Source organism: Pantoea sp. FN0307 (assembly GCF_050113815.1).
GTDB classification, from domain to species: Bacteria; Pseudomonadota; Gammaproteobacteria; order Enterobacterales; family Enterobacteriaceae; genus Mixta; species Mixta alhagi.
In genome coordinates this window covers 867,370-884,473 of the sequence record NZ_JBNJSO010000001.1, presented here as the reverse complement: position 1 = coordinate 884,473, position 17,104 = coordinate 867,370, and the positions used below count along the sequence as shown (strand labels likewise).

23 protein-coding genes are annotated in these 17,104 nt (G+C 56.0%); 18 read left to right on the top strand and 5 right to left on the bottom strand.

What is annotated here, in order from left to right; all coding sequences use genetic code 11:
- The first annotated feature begins 53 nt into the window (after nucleotides 1–53).
- From ACQE3Z_RS04085 to ACQE3Z_RS04060, 6 genes are read left to right on the top strand one after another with little or no spacing between them, the layout of a single operon-like run.
- Entirely contained in the window at nucleotides 54–644 is a 591-nt protein-coding gene (locus ACQE3Z_RS04085) for a phage baseplate assembly protein V (protein ID WP_426972301.1), read from the top strand.
- On the top strand, nucleotides 641–991 hold the full coding sequence (locus tag ACQE3Z_RS04080; protein ID WP_426972299.1) for a GPW/gp25 family protein: 351 nt from the start codon (nucleotides 641–643) through the stop codon (nucleotides 989–991). Before ACQE3Z_RS04085 ends, ACQE3Z_RS04080 begins: the two co-directional genes overlap by 4 nt.
- Before the next feature lie 4 nt (nucleotides 992–995).
- Entirely contained in the window at nucleotides 996–1,904 is a 909-nt protein-coding gene (locus ACQE3Z_RS04075) for a baseplate assembly protein (protein WP_426972297.1), read from the top strand.
- Complete coding sequence (locus tag ACQE3Z_RS04070) at nucleotides 1,897–2,505, top strand: phage tail protein I (RefSeq protein WP_426972295.1); 609 nt, start codon at nucleotides 1,897–1,899, stop codon at nucleotides 2,503–2,505. The genes ACQE3Z_RS04075 and ACQE3Z_RS04070 overlap by 8 nt, the downstream gene beginning before the upstream one ends.
- Nucleotides 2,502–3,698 (top strand): phage tail protein, encoded by a 1,197-nt coding sequence (locus ACQE3Z_RS04065; RefSeq protein WP_426972294.1) that lies wholly within the window; start codon nucleotides 2,502–2,504, stop codon nucleotides 3,696–3,698. The genes ACQE3Z_RS04070 and ACQE3Z_RS04065 overlap by 4 nt, the downstream gene beginning before the upstream one ends.
- Nucleotides 3,698–4,120, top strand: coding sequence for a tail fiber assembly protein (locus ACQE3Z_RS04060; protein WP_426972293.1), 423 nt, complete (start codon nucleotides 3,698–3,700; stop codon nucleotides 4,118–4,120). The genes ACQE3Z_RS04065 and ACQE3Z_RS04060 overlap by 1 nt, the downstream gene beginning before the upstream one ends.
- On the opposite strand, the gene ACQE3Z_RS04055 is transcribed toward ACQE3Z_RS04060, so the two are convergent.
- Nucleotides 4,095–4,286 carry a hypothetical protein gene (locus ACQE3Z_RS04055; RefSeq protein ID WP_426972292.1) on the bottom strand — a complete coding sequence of 64 codons (192 nt, stop codon included), beginning with the start codon at nucleotides 4,284–4,286 and terminating at the stop codon, nucleotides 4,095–4,097. The two genes, ACQE3Z_RS04060 and ACQE3Z_RS04055, sit on opposite strands and share 26 nt — an antisense overlap.
- 479 nt (nucleotides 4,287–4,765) lie before the next feature.
- Nucleotides 4,766–5,077, bottom strand: a complete 312-nt coding sequence (locus ACQE3Z_RS04050; RefSeq protein ID WP_426972290.1) for a cupin — start codon at nucleotides 5,075–5,077, stop codon at nucleotides 4,766–4,768.
- 201 nt (nucleotides 5,078–5,278) lie between these two features.
- Here ACQE3Z_RS04050 and ACQE3Z_RS04045 point away from each other — a divergent pair, with 201 nt between their 5' ends.
- From ACQE3Z_RS04045 to ACQE3Z_RS03995, 11 genes are all read left to right on the top strand, one after another.
- Complete coding sequence (locus ACQE3Z_RS04045) at nucleotides 5,279–6,019, top strand: SDR family oxidoreductase (protein WP_426972288.1); 741 nt, start codon at nucleotides 5,279–5,281, stop codon at nucleotides 6,017–6,019.
- Nucleotides 6,020–6,237: 218 nt separating this feature from the next.
- Entirely contained in the window at nucleotides 6,238–6,834 is a 597-nt protein-coding gene (locus ACQE3Z_RS04040; RefSeq protein ID WP_426973052.1) for a recombinase family protein, read from the top strand.
- A 62-nt stretch (nucleotides 6,835–6,896) separates the two neighbouring features.
- Nucleotides 6,897–8,066: a phage tail sheath protein gene (locus tag ACQE3Z_RS04035; RefSeq protein ID WP_426972287.1), complete on the top strand. Its 1,170-nt coding sequence runs from the start codon at nucleotides 6,897–6,899 to the stop codon at nucleotides 8,064–8,066.
- 12 nt (nucleotides 8,067–8,078) lie between these two features.
- Nucleotides 8,079–8,591 carry a phage major tail tube protein gene (locus tag ACQE3Z_RS04030; RefSeq protein ID WP_426972286.1) on the top strand — a complete coding sequence of 171 codons (513 nt, stop codon included), beginning with the start codon at nucleotides 8,079–8,081 and terminating at the stop codon, nucleotides 8,589–8,591.
- A gap of 59 nt (nucleotides 8,592–8,650) precedes the next feature.
- Nucleotides 8,651–8,947, top strand: a complete 297-nt coding sequence (locus ACQE3Z_RS04025; RefSeq protein ID WP_426972284.1) for a phage tail assembly protein — start codon at nucleotides 8,651–8,653, stop codon at nucleotides 8,945–8,947.
- A 14-nt stretch (nucleotides 8,948–8,961) separates the two neighbouring features.
- Entirely contained in the window at nucleotides 8,962–9,084 is a 123-nt protein-coding gene (locus ACQE3Z_RS04020) for a GpE family phage tail protein (RefSeq protein WP_052134003.1), read from the top strand.
- Complete coding sequence (locus tag ACQE3Z_RS04015) at nucleotides 9,077–11,554, top strand: phage tail tape measure protein (RefSeq protein WP_426972283.1); 2,478 nt, start codon at nucleotides 9,077–9,079, stop codon at nucleotides 11,552–11,554. The genes ACQE3Z_RS04020 and ACQE3Z_RS04015 overlap by 8 nt, the downstream gene beginning before the upstream one ends.
- 2 nt (nucleotides 11,555–11,556) lie before the next feature.
- Complete coding sequence (locus ACQE3Z_RS04010; RefSeq protein ID WP_426972281.1) at nucleotides 11,557–12,084, top strand: phage tail protein; 528 nt, start codon at nucleotides 11,557–11,559, stop codon at nucleotides 12,082–12,084.
- The gene (locus tag ACQE3Z_RS04005) at nucleotides 12,081–13,274 is read left to right on the top strand and encodes a phage late control D family protein (RefSeq protein WP_426972279.1); all 1,194 of its coding nucleotides are present in this window, start codon (nucleotides 12,081–12,083) and stop codon (nucleotides 13,272–13,274) included. Before ACQE3Z_RS04010 ends, ACQE3Z_RS04005 begins: the two co-directional genes overlap by 4 nt.
- 71 nt (nucleotides 13,275–13,345) lie before the next feature.
- Nucleotides 13,346–13,564: an ogr/Delta-like zinc finger family protein gene (locus ACQE3Z_RS04000; protein ID WP_426972277.1), complete on the top strand. Its 219-nt coding sequence runs from the start codon at nucleotides 13,346–13,348 to the stop codon at nucleotides 13,562–13,564.
- Nucleotides 13,565–13,707: 143 nt separating this feature from the next.
- Nucleotides 13,708–14,745 carry a phage integrase gene (locus ACQE3Z_RS03995; protein WP_426973050.1) on the top strand — a complete coding sequence of 346 codons (1,038 nt, stop codon included), beginning with the start codon at nucleotides 13,708–13,710 and terminating at the stop codon, nucleotides 14,743–14,745.
- Nucleotides 14,746–15,103: 358 nt separating this feature from the next.
- Here the strand turns inward: ACQE3Z_RS03995 and ACQE3Z_RS03990 are convergent, their stop codons facing one another.
- From ACQE3Z_RS03990 to yobA, 3 genes are read right to left on the bottom strand one after another with little or no spacing between them, the layout of a single operon-like run.
- Nucleotides 15,104–15,445: a YebY family protein gene (locus ACQE3Z_RS03990; protein ID WP_250650134.1), complete on the bottom strand. Its 342-nt coding sequence runs from the start codon at nucleotides 15,443–15,445 to the stop codon at nucleotides 15,104–15,106.
- 33 nt (nucleotides 15,446–15,478) lie between these two features.
- Entirely contained in the window at nucleotides 15,479–16,354 is an 876-nt protein-coding gene (gene copD / locus ACQE3Z_RS03985; protein ID WP_426972275.1) for a copper homeostasis membrane protein CopD, read from the bottom strand.
- A gap of 2 nt (nucleotides 16,355–16,356) precedes the next feature.
- A complete protein-coding gene (yobA, locus tag ACQE3Z_RS03980; RefSeq protein WP_426972273.1) occupies nucleotides 16,357–16,734 on the bottom strand; it encodes a CopC domain-containing protein YobA in 378 nt (125 codons plus the stop codon).
- Between the two features lie 128 nt (nucleotides 16,735–16,862).
- On the opposite strand from yobA, the gene ACQE3Z_RS03975 reads away from it, so the two are divergent.
- Nucleotides 16,863–17,090: a DNA polymerase III subunit theta gene (locus tag ACQE3Z_RS03975; RefSeq protein WP_085071474.1), complete on the top strand. Its 228-nt coding sequence runs from the start codon at nucleotides 16,863–16,865 to the stop codon at nucleotides 17,088–17,090.
- The last annotated feature ends 14 nt before the right edge of the window (nucleotides 17,091–17,104 follow it).

The window sequence follows — 17,104 nt, the reverse complement described above, 5'->3', positions numbered from 1 at the left end:
TACCGTACAGGGCTCATTTGCAGAAATCAGTTGGCAATTGCACTCTATCTAATATGAATCCTTATGAAAACATTTCCGAAATCCTGCGCCTGCTGCGCAACCTGATCCGCATCGGCACCGTTGCCGCCGTCAATCTGGACGACGGTCTTTGCCGTGTAGATACGGGTAATAACACCACCGACTGGCTGCACTGGCTCACCGCTCGCGCCGGGCGCTCACGCTCATGGAGTGCACCGTCAGTGGGCGAGCAGGTGCTTGTGCTTTGCCTGGGCGGCGAGCTGGATACCGGCTTTGTGCTGCCCGGCGTATTTTCTGATGCTCACCCTGCCCCGTCGGCCTCCGCTGATGCCCTGCACTGGTCATTCCCGGACGGCGCCGTGATTGAGTACGAGCCGGATACCGGCGCGCTGACCGCAACCGGCATCCAGACCGCGCTGATTAAGGCAGCGGTAAGCATTACCCTGGACAGCCCGCTGGTTGAATGCACTCATGCGCTGAAAACTGCCACTTTCGAGCTGACCGGCGGCGGCACGATGAAAGGCAACGTGCAGCACAGTGGCGGCGCGCTCAGCTCTAACGGCAAAGTTTTGCATACGCATCAACATAAAGGCGACAGCGGCGGAACAACGGGAGCACCACTATGATCACTGCGCAATATACCGGCATGAGCCGCAACACCGGCGAGGCGCTGGCAGACCTTGAGCATATCCGCCAGTCGGTGCGCGACATTCTTACCACGCCGATCGGCTCCCGGATTATGCGCCGCAGTTATGGCTCGCTGTTGTCGGCGCTGATTGATCAGCCGCAGAACGCGGCGCTTCGCCTGCAGATTATGTCTGCCTGCTACATGGCCATTTTGCAGTGGGAGCCGCGCATAAAACTGACGTCCATCAGTTACGAGCCTGCGTTTGACGGCGGCATGGCGGTGGAAATCACCGGCAGCCGCACCGACACCGCGCAGGATTTTTCACTAACCGTTCCCGTGAGCTGAAACTATGGCAACCATTGACCTGAGCCAGCTGCCTGCGCCCGATGTGGTTGAGGTGCTGGATTATGAAACGCTGCTGGCCGAGCGCAAGGCTACGCTGATTTCGCTTTACCCTGTTGAGCAGCAGGCGGCCATCGCCCGCACGCTGGCGCTGGAGTCTGAGCCAATCGTGAAGCTGCTGCAGGAAAATGCCTACCGCGAGGTCATTCTGCGCCAGCGCGTAAATGAAGCCGCACAGGCAAACATGGTGGCCTATGCCAATGACGGCGATCTTGACCAGCTCGGCGCGAACAACGGCGTTACCCGCCTGACGCTTGTACCGGCCGACGATACCACGATCCCGCCGACGCCCGCCGTAATGGAAAGCAACGACGATTTCCGGTTGCGCGTGGCGTCTGCCTTTGAGGGGCTGAGCGTGGCCGGGCCGACCGGTGCCTATGAATATCATGCGAAAAGCGCCGACGGCCGCGTGGCGGATGCGTCAGCCATCAGCCCGTCGCCGGCCTGCGTCACTGTCACCGTGCTGTCGCGCGAGAGCAACGGCGAGGCGCCGGCCGACCTGCTGGCCGTCGTTGATGCCGCGCTGAACGATGAGGACGTGCGCCCGGTCGCCGATCGCGTCACGGTGCAGTCAGCGTCGATTGTGAATTACGCCGTTGAGGCGGTGCTGTACCTCTATCCGGGGCCGGAGGCTGAACCTGTCCGCGCCGCTGCAGAGAAAAAACTCGCCGCTTTCGTCAGCGCGCAGGCCCGTCTCGGCCGTGACATTCGCAAGTCAGCGCTCTATGCCGCGCTGCATGTTGAGGGCGTGCAGCGCGTGGAGCTGGCACAGCCGGCGGCCGACGTGGTGCTGGACAAGACGCAGGCCGCGTACTGCACCGGATACAGCATAAAGGTCGGAGGCTCTGATGAGTGATCGCCTGCTGCCGGCCGGCTCGTCGGTGCTGGAGGTGGCCGCCGCTGAAGCCTGCGCAAAGATAGAAACCATTCCGGTGCCGCTGCGCCGGCTGTGGAACGCGCAGAACTGCCCAGTTGAATTGCTGCCGTATCTCGCCTGGGCGTGGTCGGTTGACCGCTGGGACGCCGGCTGGCCGGAAGCCACAAAGCGCAGCGTGGTCGCCGCATCGGAATACGTTCACCGGCATAAAGGCACCATCGGCTCGCTGCGTCGCGTGGTGGAGCCGCTCGGCTATCTGATCCGCATCATTGAGTGGTGGAAAACCGGTGAGGCACCCGGCACGTTTCGCCTCGATGTGGGCGTGCTGGATACCGGCATTACGCAGGAAATGTATAACGAGCTGGAGCGCCTGATTGCGGATGCAAAACCCTGTAGCCGCCACCTTATCGGGCTGTCGATTAACCTGGACTCAACCGGCGCGCTGCCGGTAGCGGCAGCGGCCTACAGTGGCGATGAGCTGACCGTTTATCCCTACACACCCGAAACCATTATCGTGAGCGGGCCGGGCTATACCGGCGCGGCGGTGCATATTACTGACCTGACGGACGTACACGCATGACAACAAAATTTTATGCCCTGCTGACAAATCAGGGCGCAGCCAAGCTTGCCAACGCAGCAGCGCTCGGCACCAAAATCCAGATCACCGAAATGGCCGTGGGCGACGGCGGCGGCACGTTACCCACGCCTGACGCTTCACAGACCAGGCTCGTTAATGAAAAGCGCCGCGCTGCGCTGAATTCGCTGAGCGTGGACGCGGTGAACAGCAGCCAGATTATTGCCGAGCAGGTCATTCCTGAAAATGAGGGCGGCTTCTGGATACGTGAAATCGGCCTGTTTGATGCCGACGGCGATATGGTGGCCGTGGCGAACTGTGCCGAAACCTACAAGCCGCAGCTGCAGGAAGGCAGTGGCCGCACGCAGACCATCCGCATGATTTTAATCGTGAACAGCACGGCAGCCGTGACGCTGAAAATTGACCCGTCGGTGGTGCTGGCAACGCGTAAATACGTGGATGATAACGTGATTGAGGTACGCCAGTACGCGGACAGCCTGATGGCGAAACATCTGGCCGCCGCCGATCCGCATTCGCAGTATGCGCCGAAAGCCAGCCCGACCTTTACCGGCACGCCAAAAGCCCCGACGCCTGCAGCGGGCAACAACTCCACGCAGCTGGCAACCACGGCATTTGTAACCGCTGCGCTTTCGGCGCTGGCCGGAGCGGCACCTGCCACGCTTGATACGCTGAAAGAGCTGGCCGACGCGCTGGGCAATGACCCGAATTTCTCGACCACGGTGCTGAACAAGCTGGCCGGAAAAATGGATATTGCGAAGAACGGCAGCGATATTGCCGACGTGGCGGCGTTTCTTAAAAACCTTGGTTTAAGCGAAGCGGCAAAAAGAGAGGTTGGAACAGGCAGCAATCAGATTCCTGATATGTCTGCATTCGCTTTCACGAAAGGCAATCCGCTTAGCTACCAGTTGCCGGGAGGTCTGATTCTGAAGGCGGGTAACAGCACGATTGCCGCAACCGAATACACAAAATCCGTCACCTTTCCTGTGGCGTTTCCTAATGCCTGTATCGCTGCCGGGCCGATTGGTGTGGAAGAAGCGACAAGCGTGTACGCCTTTGGTCAGTGCGTTTCACGCAGCGCTGGCGGGCTGCTTATTGCGGTATATGGTGGCAACGCAGGTTATGCCCCAAATACCAATACAGTACCCGTTACTTTTTCATGGTTTGCAGTGGGGTATTAATGGCTATTTATTTCAGTGCCACATCTTTATGGTTTTATAACGATACGGATAAAGAAAAATATATTGCCGGGATTGGCTGGCCCGCTGACGCGGTGGAAATCAGCAATGATGACTGGGGAAAATACACACAACCGGCACCGGCAGGCTTAATGCTGGGTGCCGATGAGTCAGGCAAGCCAGCCTGGATTAATATCCCACCGCCTACGGCCGCAGAACTGCAGCAGCAGGCTGAAAGGCGAAAAGCCACGCTTCTGGGTGAGGCGAACAGCATCACCCAGGCATGGCAGACGCAGTTGCTGCTTGGCATCATTACCGATGAGGACAGGGCAACCCTGACTGACTGGATGCGCTATGTGCAGCAGTTGCAGGCTGTTGACCTGTCGGACGCGCCAGATATTAACTGGCCTGCTCCGCCTGAATAATATCAATCAGAACAGGCTCGCCGTTATTATCCACGGTGAGCTGTTTTCCTTCTGGTATTTCCCTGTTAGTAAAAAACCAGTGGCTGTCCGGTAGCTTTATGGCACCAGTTACATCATGGAAGCCGGGCAGGGCTTCGGTCATAGTCACAGGATTAAATAGGCGCATAGTAAACTCTCCATACAAAAGTGCTTGAGGACGGTGCCCCGCTGTAGTTCTGACAGCGGGCTTTAAACCCGGATTTTGTAACCGAAGTATCAATGACAGAAGAAACATGCACGGTATTGCCGCTACCATTGTTATCCATAGATATTCGCTCAGCCGTGGTGATATAAGGCGATGAAGCGGGCAAAGTGATCGGATAGGTCACAGTTGACAGTCCATCAACAATCGTAGGACTGACGCCGAAAAGTTCTATCGCCCCATCTGACCAGATAGCCCATGAGCCATTCGCGTTAGCGCCCCGACTCACCACATACTTTGCTTCGCCTAAACCAACGTTAGAGAGACAAATAGCAATGTCTTGGCGTCCTCAGTCCGCTATGTGCCAGAAGCTGACGTTGGCAACCCTCTCTCTGTTACTAGAGGCGGGCGTGGAATTTGCCCGTCAGGTTTTCATTGCCAACGGAATGATGAAAAAAACAGCATTAGATTGATCCTTCTTTTTCAATAACAAGGACGCGAGCTACGCCTTGTGGATGAGCGACATGCTCTGTTCCTTCACTTGCATGAAAAATATCGCCGGTACGCATTATCTTACTTTTAACTTCACCCTCTTCTTTGTACTGCATTTCAACACAGCCATCCATCACAGCAAAAACTTCTTGCCCGTCATTGATATGCCACTTGTAAGGTTGATCGGTCCAGTGAAGTTTTACGCTGACGCCCTGGAAGTTAGCAATGTGTTGAGACTCCCAAGCTTTTGAGCCTGTAAATTCCTTGCTGCAATAAAAATTCATGTTTTCTCCTAAAAAATCATTAATCAAACATTATTAAAAGCTTAGATTATGGTCTTTTGCAATAAGTTCGCTTTGTGCCAGAAGCAGACGTTCAAGCAGCAATCCAACTGTATCCATCGTTGCGTAATGAAACAGATGACGAATAGTGTTTTGTTTACGTAAGGTAAATGCTGATTCCGAAGCCAGGTAAAGGGAGTAAGCATGGGAAGATTTAAGGGTAAACGTATACTGATCACGGGCGGTACCAGTGGCATGGGGCTGGCAGGCGCTCAGCGCATTGTCACTGAAGGCGGCCATGTAGCCATTACGGGGCTTAATGAAGAAAGGCTGAAACATGCACGTAGCCTGCTTCCTGTGGCATCGCTTATTGTGAAAAGCGATGCTGCAAGCGAAGCTGACATAAATGCGCTGGAAGAAGCTATTAGCGGCTGGGGATCACTTGATGGATTATGGCTTAATGCCGGCTTCGCAGAGGTAGGCTCCCCGGAATCTGTAACGGCAGATTCTTTTAATCGCATGATGAACGCTAATGTGCGCGGTCCGATGCTACAGCTGGCAGCTCTCTCTAAATCACTTAACTCAGGCGCTTCCGTTCTGGTTACTTCTTCCTCCTCTGTATATGAAGGTGCGGCGATGACAAGCCTGTATGCAGCGACGAAAGGCGCCGTTATCGCTATGGTTAAAAGCTGGGCATCTGCGCTGGCTGAACGCGGTATCCGCGCCAACACTTTGGTGCCAGGTCCGATTGAAACCAACTTCAGGCACTTTATGCCAGAGGAGTCGCGTCAGCAGTTTGAAGATTTTGTGGTAAGCCAGGTTCCTTTGGGTCGCGCAGGAACAGCAGAAGAGGCTGCTGCAGTTGCACTTTTCCTTCTTTCCGATGATGCATCCTATGTTACCGGCAGCCAGTATGCTGTAGACGGCGGGCTGGTACATTACTGATCGTTTACCAAGGTCCACGAAAGTAACTGAAATTAATCCAGTAACGTCCGCTTTTCGCTCAAAGCGGACACATTTTAGTAGCAAGATCTCTATCATTCTCACGGCTGGAGCCTGCTGGATTTGGCTCCTTTCGGCGTACCAACCCAAAACAAAAAGAAACTCCTGGCCCCGAAAAGTGCATGGCTGGCAAACTCCACGTCTTTTACGCGGGGTTTACCATGCTCATTGGCTACATCAGGGTGTCAACAAATGAACAGAACACCGATTTGCAGCGTAACGCGCTGCAAAGTGCAAATTGTGAACTGATTTTTGAAGACAGAATAAGCGGAAAAAAGGCAGAAAGGCCGGGACTGAAAAAGGCACTGCGCTGTCTGCAGGAAGGCGACACATTGGTGGTGTGGAAGTTGGATCGTCTTGGCCGCAGCATGCGCCATCTGGTTATGCTGACTGAGGAACTGCGCGAAAAAGGCATAAACTTCCGCAGCCTGACCGACAGCATTGATACCAGTACGCCAATGGGCCGCTTCTTTTTTCATGTCATGGGGGCGCTGGCGGAAATGGAGCGCGAGCTGATTGTTGAGCGTACCCGTGCAGGACTGGCAGCGGCACGGGAAAAAGGCCGCATCGGTGGCAGGCGGCGGATAATGACGCCTGAAGTGGTCAGCCGGGCTGAAAGGATGCTGACGAACGGCGCCACGCTGCATCAGATTGCCCTGGTGCTGGAGGTATCTGTAAAGACGCTTTATCGCTATATCCCTGCCGTAAAACAGCAGCGCCTGCGTGATTCTGTCCGGTCACCGGCCAGCAAACCATGAAAGCATGCACCTGCCAGCCTGAGCTGACAATCTGAGCGCACCCATAACACGGAGTGCATCAGATGTCTGATTATCATCACGGTGTCCGCGTCGTCGAAATCAACGACGGCACGCGCACCATTTCCACCGTATCCACGGCAATCGTGGGGATGGTCTGCACGGCAGAAGATGCCGATGCCGCGGCCTTCCCGCTCAATGAGCCGGTGCTGATCACCAATGTCCTGTCGGCCATCGGCAAGGCCGGTAAAAAAGGCACCCTGTCGGCCGCACTGCAGGCCATTGCCGACCAGGCAAAACCCGTCACCGTCGTGGTGCGCGTGGCAGAAGGTGCCACCCCGGCGGAAACCACCTCGAACATTATCGGCACCACCGATGAGAACGGCCGCTATACCGGCATGAAAGCGCTGCTGAGCGCGCAGACGCAGCTCGGCGTCAAGCCGCGCATTCTCGGCGTGCCGGGTCTCGATGCGCTGGAAGTCTCGACCGCGCTGGCCGGCATCGCGCAGCAGCTGCGCGCCTTTGCCTATGTGTCGGCGTGGGGCTGCAAAACCATTTCCGAGGCGATGGCGTACCGAGAAAACTTCAGCCAGCGCGAGCTGATGGTTATCTGGCCGGACTTTATCGCCTGGAACACCACCGCCAACCAGTCCGAAACCGCGTATGCCACCGCCCGTGCGCTGGGCCTGCGGGCCAAAATCGACACCGAAACCGGCTGGCACAAAACCCTGTCCAACGTCGGCGTCAACGGCGTGACCGGCATTTCCGCCTCGGTCTTCTGGGATTTGCAGCAGACCGGCACCGATGCCGATCTGCTCAACGAGGCATGTGTCACCACGCTTATCCGCAAGGACGGCTTCCGCTTCTGGGGTAACCGCACCTGTAGCGACGATCCGCTGTTCGCCTTTGAAAACTACACCCGCACCGCCCAGGTGATTGCCGACACGATGGCCGAGGCGCATATGTGGGCCAACGACAAGCCGCTGACGCCGGTACTGGTGCGCGACATTATCGCGGGCATCAACGCCAAATTCCGCGAGCTGGTCAGCGCCGGTTACCTGCTGGGCGCGTCGTGCTGGTATGACGACACGGCCAACGATAAAGACACCCTGAAGGCGGGCAAGCTCTTTATTGATTACGACTACACGCCGGTGCCACCGCTGGAAGATTTAACCCTGCGCCAGCGCATCACCGACAGCTACCTGGCGAACTTCGCCGCATCCGTTAACAGCTGAGGAGCTGGATAAATGGCATTACCCCGCAAATTAAAAGGGCTGAACCTTTTCAACGATTCAAACAGCTATCAGGGCGTGGTGACCGCCGTCACCCTGCCGAAGCTGTCACGCAAGCTGGACGCCTACCGTGGCGGCGGCATGAACGGCGCCGCGTTCGTGGACAACGGGCTGGACGACGATGCGCTGGATATGGAGTGGACGATTGGCGGCATAGACGATCTGGTACTGAAACAGTGGGGCGCCAGCGCGGCCGTCCCGCTGCGTTTTACCGGCTCCTACCAGCGCGACGACACCGGCGAGGAAATCGCGGTGGAGATTGAGGTACGCGGCAGGCATCAGGCGTTTGATTTTGGCGAGGCCAAACAGGGCGAAGATACCGAAACCAAAATCACCACCAAAAACACCTATTTCCACCTGACGTGGGACGGCAAAGAGCTGATGGAAATCGACACCATCAACATGATTGAAAAGGTGAACGGCACCGACCTGCTGGAGCAGCGCCGCAAAAACCTCGGCCTGATGTAACCCTGACGCCAGCGCCCGGCGCTGGCACTCAATAAACCTGACTATTGCGAGTAACGAAAATGGAACAGAACGAAAACATGATCATCCTGGAAACTCCGCTGAAGCGTGGCGAAACCGAAATCAGCCAGGTGGAGCTGTTTAAACCCAACGCGGGCGCGCTGCGCGGCGTGCGCCTGGCTGACCTGTGCGGCTCGGACGTTGACGCCCTGCTGACCGTGCTGCCGCGCATCACCGTGCCGGCACTGACGAAAGCGGAATGCCTGAACCTCGATCCGGTTGACCTGATTGCGCTGGGCGGGAAAGTGATCGGTTTTTTGTTGCCGAAGTCGGCCGACCCGACTGGCCCCGAAGCCTGACCGTGAATGACCTGATGGCCGACGTTGCGGTCATCTTTCACTGGCCCCCGTCTGAAATGTACGACATGCCGCTGGCCGAGTTACTGGACTGGCGGCACAAAGCCCTGATGCGCAGTGGAGTATCCCCGGATGAGTAACAACCTCAAACTGCAGGTGCTGCTGAAAGCGGTAGACCAGGCGACGCGTCCCTTTAAAGCGGTGCAGGCCGCCAGCAAAACGCTGGCGGGCGATATCCGTGGCTCACAGGATGAGCTGAAGGCGCTGAACGCGCAGGCGCACCGCATTGAAAGCTTTCGTAATGTCAGCGCGCAACTGGCCGTGACCGGCGAGGCGCTGAAAAAAGCCAAAGCGGAAGCCGCCGCGCTGGGTGTGCAGATGCGCAGCTCCGCCAGCCCGACGGCGGCGCAGGTCAAAGCCTTTGAAAATGCCAGGCGCAGCGCGGCGGCAATGCAGGAAAAATATAACTCCCTGCGCCAGTCCGTCCAGCGCCAGCGCGCCGAGCTGCAACAGTCCGGTATCGATACGCGGAATTTATCCGCTGCCGGGCGCACGCTGCGCAACAGCATTGCGGAAACGACCGCAACCATTAACCGCCAGCGCGAAGCGTTAGCCCGTGTGAGCCAGCAACAGGAGCGGCTGAACGCGATAAGCCAGCGGTACGAGCGGGGCAAAAGCGCGGCGGCGGGCGTGCGTAATGTCAGCGCCGCTTCGCTCGGAGCGGGAACCGCTGCACTGTATGCCGGTAGCCGGTTAATGGCACCCGAAATTCAGTCACAGCAAAGCGGTGCGATGATTGCGGCCCGTCAGGGGGAGGATGCCGAGAAAGGCAGGCAGTACACCGCAGCCATTCAGCGCATTAATGCATCTGGGGTGAGCGGGGATATTGCTGAAATCACCGAGGCAGTGTCAGCGGTACGCAGCACACTCGGCACGCTGGGCGACGTGGGCGAGGCTGAGTTAGACCGCATCACCCGTAAGGCGCTGGATATGAAGACCACCTTTGGCACCGATACGGCGGAAAGCATCCAGATTGCCGCAATCATGATGAAAAACAACCTCGCGGGCAGCAGCGACGAGGCAATGGATTTGATCGTCTCAGGTATGCAACGCGTATCCACCGAAATGCGCGGCGAACTGCCTGAAATTCTTCACGAGTATTCGACCCACTTCCGCAACATGGGATTCACCGGCGCGGAGGCGATGTCACTGCTGGTTGATATGTCGAAACAGGGCAAATTTGCCCTTGATAAGACCGGCGATGCCATCAAGGAATTCAGCATTCGCGGCTCGGATATGTCGAAAAACAGCGTCGCCGCGTATAAGCAGATTGGCCTTAATGCCGAAAAAATGTCCCGCGATATTGCCACCGGCGGCGATAAAGCCCGGGGGGCGATGCAGAAGACGGCTAAGGGGCTGCTTGCCATCAAAGACCCGGCGGAACGGGCAAATGCGGCGATAGCCCTGTTTGGCACGCCGGTTGAGGATTTATCGGTTGACCAGATACCGGCCTTTCTCGGCGCGCTGGCGGGGGTTAAAAACCAGCTCGGCGACGTCAGCGGCGCAGCCGGTAACATGGGTAAAACCCTGCGCGATAATTTATCGGGTGACGTAGCGAAACTTCAGGGCGCGTTTTCGGGGCTGCGGTTTAACGTCTTTACCCGAATGGATGGTCACCTGCGCACCCTGACGCAGAGCGCAACGGGCTGGCTCACACAATTAAACGCCTGGATAAAGACCAATCCTGCGCTGACCTCCAATCTGGTGCTGGCAGCCGGGGCGGTCGCCGGGCTGGCGGCGGTGCTGGGCGGCGTGGGGCTGGTTGTCTGGCCGGTGATGGCGGGTATTAATGCCCTGATAGCAGGTGCCGGGCTGCTCAGTGCGGGCTTCACGATTGCAGGCGGTGCGATTACCGCAGCGCTGGGTGCTATCACGCTGCCTGTCGTGGCTGTGGTGGCCGCCATCGTGGCCGGTGCGCTGATGATCCGTAAATACTGGGAGCCGATAAGCGCCTTTATATCCGGCGTGGCCGAAGGCTTTACGGCGGCAATGGGGCCGATAAGCGCGGCGTTCGCGCCGCTGAAGCCGGTGTTTGACTGGTTCACCGGCAAGGTAAAAGAGCTGTGGAACTGGTTCGGCCGGTTGCTGGAGCCGGTGAAGTCCACACAGGCAGAGCTGGCGTCTGCCGGGGATATGGGTAAAAAGTTTGGCACCATGCTGGCCGATGCCCTGAAATTTCCGTCCGATATGCTGAATCAGCTGAAAGGCGGTATTGACTGGGTGCTGGAAAAACTGGGCGTTATCGACAAGAAATCCTCCGGGCTGAAAGACAAGATGCCGGAGCATGATGCGGTGGCTACGGGCGGCGCGGGTATCAGTACCGGCGATTGGCAGTACAACCTCGCAACCGGAGGTGCGCCGTATAAGCCAGTAACGGCACCCGCTGCAAAGGGGGCAACGCAGCAGAATACCTACAACAGCAATTATGTGCTGAACATGCACGAAGGCATGACTAAAGACGATGCGCTGGCCCTGATGGCGCAGAACAGCGCCCGCGAGCAGAACAGAGCGAAAGCGCAACAGCGCAGCAGAATGGGCTGGGAGGATTAACCATGATGATGATTTACGGCATGCTGCCGTTCATGCGCCAGACGCTGCCTTACAGCGAACTGCAACACAGCACTGATTACCGCTGGCCGACAAACAGCCGCGTCGGGCAACGGGCTGCTGCGCAGTTTATCGGGCCGGGTGATGAAAAAATTACGCTGAGCGGCGAGCTGCGCCCGGAAATCACCGGCGGCGCGGTGTCGCTGCTGACGCTGAAAGCGATGGCCGACGAGGGCCGGGCGTGGCCGCTGATAGGCGGTAACGGTAAAATTTACGGCATGTACGTGACGGAAAGCGTTGCCACCACGCACAGCGAGTTTTACAGCGACGGCAGCGCCCGAAAAATTACCTTTACCCTGAGCCTGTTGCGCGTTGATGAGTCCTTAACGGCGATGTTCGGCGATCTGAAAAAACAGGCGGAGGGGCTGATAAGCGGCGCGGGTAACCTGCCGGGGCAGCTTTCATCGTTCGCGGACAGCTTTAAGTCAGTGGCCGGCAGCGTGATTTCTTCCGCCGGAGGGCTTTTATCATGACAGGTATCAGCAGCCTGCCGGTGCAGGCAGGCGCACGCCTTTCCCCTGACTTCAGGCTGACGGTGAACGCAAAGGACGTGACCGCGAACCTGCGCGACAGGCTGCTGTCGCTGACGCTCACCGATAACCGGGGCTTTGAGGCCGACCAGCTGGACATTGAGCTGGACGACGCCGACGGCCAGCTGGCACTGCCGGTACGCGGTGCAGTGGTAAAGCTGTTTCTCGGCTGGCAGGGTCAGCCGCTGACGGACAAGGGAGAGTTTACCGTGGATGAGGTGGAGCATCACGGCGCACCGGATACGCTGACCATTCGGGCCCGCAGCGCCGACTTTCGCGGCACGCTGAACTCACGCCGTGAAACATCCTGGCATGACACCACGCTGGGCGCTGTGCTGAAAGAAATAGCCGGGCGCAACAAGCTGGCCCCTGCTGTGGCGGCTGAATTTACAGGTGTTGCGGTGCGCCATATCGACCAGACGCAGGAGACAGACGCCAAATTTCTGACGCGGCTGGCCTCGCTGCATGGCGCGGTGGCGGCCATCAAGGCAGGACGCCTGCTGTTTATCCGGCCCGGTGCCGGGGTTACCGTCAGCGGCAAACCGATCCCGCAGCTGACCCTGACCCGCCAGGACGGCGACCGGCACAGCTTCAGCATTGCCGATCGCGGTGCCTATACCGGCGTGGTGGCCAGCTGGCTGCACACGAAAGACCCGAAGCCGAAAAAGGTAAAGCTGAAGCGCAAACCCAAAGAAGAAAAGCCGCACACGCCGGAGCATCCGTCTGCGGAGAAAACGAAAGCCGCGACCGCCAAGGAGCCGGAGGCGCGCAAGGGGGAATATCTGGCGGGCAGTGAGGATAATGTTTTTACGCTGACCACCGTCTACGCCACTAAAAAGGCCGCGATGGGTGCAGCGAAAGCCAAATGGGAGAAGCTGCAACGCGGTGTTGCCGAGTTCTCGCTGACACTGGCAACGGGCCGGGCGGATGTGTTCCCGGAGACGCCGGTCAGGGTGAGCGGCTTTAAATCGGTGATTGATGCGCAGCCGTGGCTTATCAGCAAGGTCACGCACAGCCTGAACGGAAGCGGCTACACCACCACGCTGGATTTTGAGGTAATGCTGTCTGATGTGGAATATGAAGCGGAAAGCGACGACAACAGCGAAAGTCAGTTTAAACAAAGCAAACTTTAGTTTGCAAAAGCAAGTTTAATTATTAAAATGCAAACAGCCCTCTTGCTTCGCTTGTTTAAGGTAGGTTCCTCATGATGCATTGCCCGCTCTGCCAGACCGCTGCTCATGCCAAAAGCAGCCGATACATATCACGTGAAACGAAAGAACGTTATCACCAATGCCAGAATATTAATTGCAGCTGTACGTTCAAGACGCATGAAACCGTCGCAAGCGTGATCGTTTCGCCAGGCGTGGTTAATAAAGTGAATTTACACAGCCAATTCCATAACCAGCCTTCCCTACTGCACTGATACTGCTCTCCCCTCACCCGGCCTACCGATTCAATACTAACCTGCTCCGGCAGGTTTTTTTATGTTTGATAGCCTGCAAACAAACATTGATAACTGTTTATATATACAGTACTTTTATGCAAAAAGCTGTATGTATGAGAGTTATGGGACCAAAGAAATTACCGAACGGCAAATGGCAGTGCGACTTCTATCTTAATGGTCGTGGTAGCAAACGCGTACGTAAAACCTTCACTACACGCGGTGAAGCGATAGCCTATGAAAAGTTCACGCTGTCTGAGATAGAAGATAAACCCTGGATGGGCGGCAAAGAAGATAACCGGCGGCTTAGTGAGTTAATTGACCTCTGGTATAAGCTGCACGGCTGCTCATTAAATGACAAAAAAGGCCGTCTGGGAAAGCTGAGCATTATCTGCCGGGGGCTTGGTGATCCGGTTGCAAAAACGCTAACCGCAAAAGACTGGGCGCATTACCGTGACCGCCGCTTACGTGGTGAAATCGAGAATGGCTATAAGACCAGCGCCAAGTCGCTAAAGGTATCTATCGGTACAGTTAACTGTGAGCATGCTTTTTTGCGTGCGGTATTCAACGAGCTGGAAAGACTGGGTGAGATTAACTACCCTAACCCGCTTAAAAACATCCGTGAGTTTGAAGTACCAGAAAAGGAAATGGCCTGGCTTACCGATGAGCAAATCACACGAGTGATGCGCGCCTGTCGTGGTCATGCTAATCACGATCTCACCCTTATCGTTAAAATCTGTCTTAGCACCGGTTGCCGCTGGAATGAGGCGGCCAGCCTGCGCGCTTCACAACTCTCACCTTATAAAATTACTTTTGTAAAAACTAAAGGGAAAAAGAACCGCACAGTTCCCATTAGTAAAGAGTTATATGAAGAACTACTGGCGCGTGAAGGTGAGCCTTTTGATGAATGCTACCGGCAGTTTTACCGGGTGCTAAAGATCGCAAAAATAGAATTACCGGAAGGTCAGATGAGCCATGTATTACGTCACACTTTCGCCAGTCACTTTATGATGGGGGGCGGTAATATTCTGGTGTTGCAGCGTATTCTCGGCCATTCAGATATTAGAGTTACTATGCGTTATGCGCATTTCGCACCAGACCATCTGGAAGATGCCATTTATTTAAATCCGCTGCAGAAAATAAAAACTGCGTCCACAAACTGACTACAAGGGGTCAACAGAGGGGGTATTGGGTAGAACAGGGGATATGTTAAGTTGATGATTTTTATATAAACCACTGTTTTTAAATAGAAAACAAAAAAAGACCGAATACGATTCCTATATTCGGTCCAGGGAAATGGCTCTTGTAAGAGCCGTGCGCTAAAAGTTGGCATTAATGCAGGCGATGTCGCCTTGCCTTATAAAGCGTAGAACAGTCGTGAGTAATGTCCAGTCAGATGCAAACAGGCTGCAAAGAAGAGTTTAAGTCTGTGAGAACAACGGCAAAAAGCAGCCCGGGCGCTGTCTTTTAGCACCAAAATTAGCTACAGGAAATTAGCGCGGCGATACCGCGCCTGAGGGTTTATCTACACAGCTTCTCTGCACGCTCAATAATAGGCTGCAGGCTGGCTTTTTGCCCTGGGTGCTGCGGATCGTCGGCCTGAATCACCGAAATAGGCTGAGCCGTGGCTTTGCCTGAGGTCACGTTCTTTGCCGCTTCATCATTGAGCGGATACTGCATCAGGGTGCTGGGGTTGATAGCAAACAGCGCATGCCCTTTCGTACAGGTGAGCATCACTTCTTCACGCGTAAAAGGCCATTTGTCCTTGCCAATTTCAAAACGACTTACGGTGATAATTTCTGACGCTGCCAGCGCACTGGTGCAGCATCCCATCGCCAGTATTAATCCGAGGATTTTTTTCATGGGGTTACCTTATTGTCTTACTTAACTTATTCATTACGGTTGTAGCGTGGCAAAGATGCTGACTGATATTACCACCAGTCCCGCTGTTGCTATTTCCAGCTGCGTTGCGCGCACAAACCATAACTGTGCCCTGCTGCCCGGCATGGAAAAACGCGGGACCAGCCAGTAGCGATTAAACAGCGCGGTGCATAACATCAGCGCCACCAGCCCAATTTTAATGGTCAGCCATAGCCGGTAATCATTATTTGCAGGCCAGGGCCAGCCAACGATAAAAGCCGTGTTAACGATGCCGCTTAGCAAAGTCAGCGCCACCGCCAAATGCCCATAGCGCGAAAAGCGCATCATGGTCTGGATTGCAGCGCTACGCTGCTGCGGCAATTGTGCATCACGCATCAACCCTAATAACGGCAGCAGGCCACCAGCCCAGAAGGCTGCGCCGGTAAGATGAATTGCCTGATTAACACGCTGTAACGCGCCGGGCCAGCCATCCAGCATAGCCGCATGTCCAACCAGCGCCAGGCCGCAGAGCTGTAGCAAACCACACAGCAGCAGTAAACGCTGGCGCGTGCTGCCGCCGGTTGCCAGAGCAAGGCCAGCCAGCAACGCCCCCAGCAGCTGTACGCACCAGGCATGACCAAAACCCGTCTGCATGACCGCCCACCAGATATTCGCCCGGGCAATATTGCGCCAGTCTCCACTCATCAGACCGGTTTGGGCCGCCAGGATCGCCAGCGCGCTCAATAGCGTCAGGATAACGCAGAGAGTCAACAGCGGCATCAAACGCTGGCTTAGCACAGGCTGATAGCGACGCGGTGCCAGTAGCGCACTATAAAAGGCGCTGCCGGTTAACAGCAGCAAGGCGCTGAAGTGAACCCAGCGGCAAAATATATACAGCATATCCAGCGTCATCACTATTTCACGCTGAAAGTGTAACTTCCTTTGGTTCGGTGACCATCTACCGACAGTACATGCCAGTTTACCTGATAGCTCCCACTGGACAGCGGTTTCTCCAGTGGCACAATCAGCTGATTATGTTGTTTAGGCGCACGCTCCACTTCAGCTACCGGCATCGTCTGCTGGTCAGCGGCAACAATATCAACGCCGCTGAAAGCGGGCTCAATATCTTCAGAGAATGTCAGGGTCAGCGCCTGCGGCGAGGCTTCTACATTGGCATTCGCGGCGGGATATTGCGATTTCAGATGGGCATGGGCCAGCGCAGCCGGAGAAAAGGCAACTGTCAGTACCAGGGCGGCTGCACCAGGTAAAGCAGAGAAGCGGGTTTTCAACATGATTTCATCCTGTAAACTATCGTGGTTGTCACCAACGAGGCCGCAGCATACCTCCCGTACTTAAGCCTGTCGAGGCATTAACGGCGATTCAATATAAGCCCTGCGGCGCTTATACACAGGAGCAAAAAATGTCTAACAACCTGGCAACATTAACGCAGGAAGAAAAAGATAAAGTGAATGTCGACCTGGCTGCCGCTGGCGTCGCCTTCAAAGAGCGTTACAATATGCCGGTGGTAGCGGAAATCGTTGAGCGTGAGCAGCCAGAAGCGCTACGCGACTGGTTCCGCCAGCGTCTGATGCATCATCGACAAACCTCGATTAACCTTTCCCGCCTGCCATGGGAACCGAAGAAATAACAGTGCGCGTCAGC

What these genes read in the sequence shown, in the direction of transcription:
- ACQE3Z_RS04085 (WP_426972301.1), top strand. Translation starts at nt 54, where the DNA reads ATGAATCCTTATGAAAACATTTCCGAAATCCTGCGCCTGCTGCGCAAC.
- ACQE3Z_RS04080 (WP_426972299.1), top strand. Translation starts at nt 641, where the DNA reads ATGATCACTGCGCAATATACCGGCATGAGCCGCAACACCGGCGAGGCG.
- ACQE3Z_RS04075 (WP_426972297.1), top strand. Translation starts at nt 996, where the DNA reads ATGGCAACCATTGACCTGAGCCAGCTGCCTGCGCCCGATGTGGTTGAG.
- ACQE3Z_RS04070 (WP_426972295.1), top strand. Translation starts at nt 1,897, where the DNA reads ATGAGTGATCGCCTGCTGCCGGCCGGCTCGTCGGTGCTGGAGGTGGCC.
- ACQE3Z_RS04065 (WP_426972294.1), top strand. Translation starts at nt 2,502, where the DNA reads ATGACAACAAAATTTTATGCCCTGCTGACAAATCAGGGCGCAGCCAAG.
- ACQE3Z_RS04060 (WP_426972293.1), top strand. Translation starts at nt 3,698, where the DNA reads ATGGCTATTTATTTCAGTGCCACATCTTTATGGTTTTATAACGATACG.
- ACQE3Z_RS04055 (WP_426972292.1), bottom strand. Translation starts at nt 4,286, where the DNA reads ATGCGCCTATTTAATCCTGTGACTATGACCGAAGCCCTGCCCGGCTTC.
- ACQE3Z_RS04050 (WP_426972290.1), bottom strand. Translation starts at nt 5,077, where the DNA reads ATGAATTTTTATTGCAGCAAGGAATTTACAGGCTCAAAAGCTTGGGAG.
- ACQE3Z_RS04045 (WP_426972288.1), top strand. Translation starts at nt 5,279, where the DNA reads ATGGGAAGATTTAAGGGTAAACGTATACTGATCACGGGCGGTACCAGT.
- ACQE3Z_RS04040 (WP_426973052.1), top strand. Translation starts at nt 6,238, where the DNA reads ATGCTCATTGGCTACATCAGGGTGTCAACAAATGAACAGAACACCGAT.
- ACQE3Z_RS04035 (WP_426972287.1), top strand. Translation starts at nt 6,897, where the DNA reads ATGTCTGATTATCATCACGGTGTCCGCGTCGTCGAAATCAACGACGGC.
- ACQE3Z_RS04030 (WP_426972286.1), top strand. Translation starts at nt 8,079, where the DNA reads ATGGCATTACCCCGCAAATTAAAAGGGCTGAACCTTTTCAACGATTCA.
- ACQE3Z_RS04025 (WP_426972284.1), top strand. Translation starts at nt 8,651, where the DNA reads ATGGAACAGAACGAAAACATGATCATCCTGGAAACTCCGCTGAAGCGT.
- ACQE3Z_RS04020 (WP_052134003.1), top strand. Translation starts at nt 8,962, where the DNA reads ATGGCCGACGTTGCGGTCATCTTTCACTGGCCCCCGTCTGAAATGTAC.
- ACQE3Z_RS04015 (WP_426972283.1), top strand. Translation starts at nt 9,077, where the DNA reads ATGAGTAACAACCTCAAACTGCAGGTGCTGCTGAAAGCGGTAGACCAG.
- ACQE3Z_RS04010 (WP_426972281.1), top strand. Translation starts at nt 11,557, where the DNA reads ATGATGATGATTTACGGCATGCTGCCGTTCATGCGCCAGACGCTGCCT.
- ACQE3Z_RS04005 (WP_426972279.1), top strand. Translation starts at nt 12,081, where the DNA reads ATGACAGGTATCAGCAGCCTGCCGGTGCAGGCAGGCGCACGCCTTTCC.
- ACQE3Z_RS04000 (WP_426972277.1), top strand. Translation starts at nt 13,346, where the DNA reads ATGATGCATTGCCCGCTCTGCCAGACCGCTGCTCATGCCAAAAGCAGC.
- ACQE3Z_RS03995 (WP_426973050.1), top strand. Translation starts at nt 13,708, where the DNA reads ATGGGACCAAAGAAATTACCGAACGGCAAATGGCAGTGCGACTTCTAT.
- ACQE3Z_RS03990 (WP_250650134.1), bottom strand. Translation starts at nt 15,445, where the DNA reads ATGAAAAAAATCCTCGGATTAATACTGGCGATGGGATGCTGCACCAGT.
- copD (WP_426972275.1), bottom strand. Translation starts at nt 16,354, where the DNA reads ATGACGCTGGATATGCTGTATATATTTTGCCGCTGGGTTCACTTCAGC.
- yobA (WP_426972273.1), bottom strand. Translation starts at nt 16,734, where the DNA reads ATGTTGAAAACCCGCTTCTCTGCTTTACCTGGTGCAGCCGCCCTGGTA.
- ACQE3Z_RS03975 (WP_085071474.1), top strand. Translation starts at nt 16,863, where the DNA reads ATGTCTAACAACCTGGCAACATTAACGCAGGAAGAAAAAGATAAAGTG.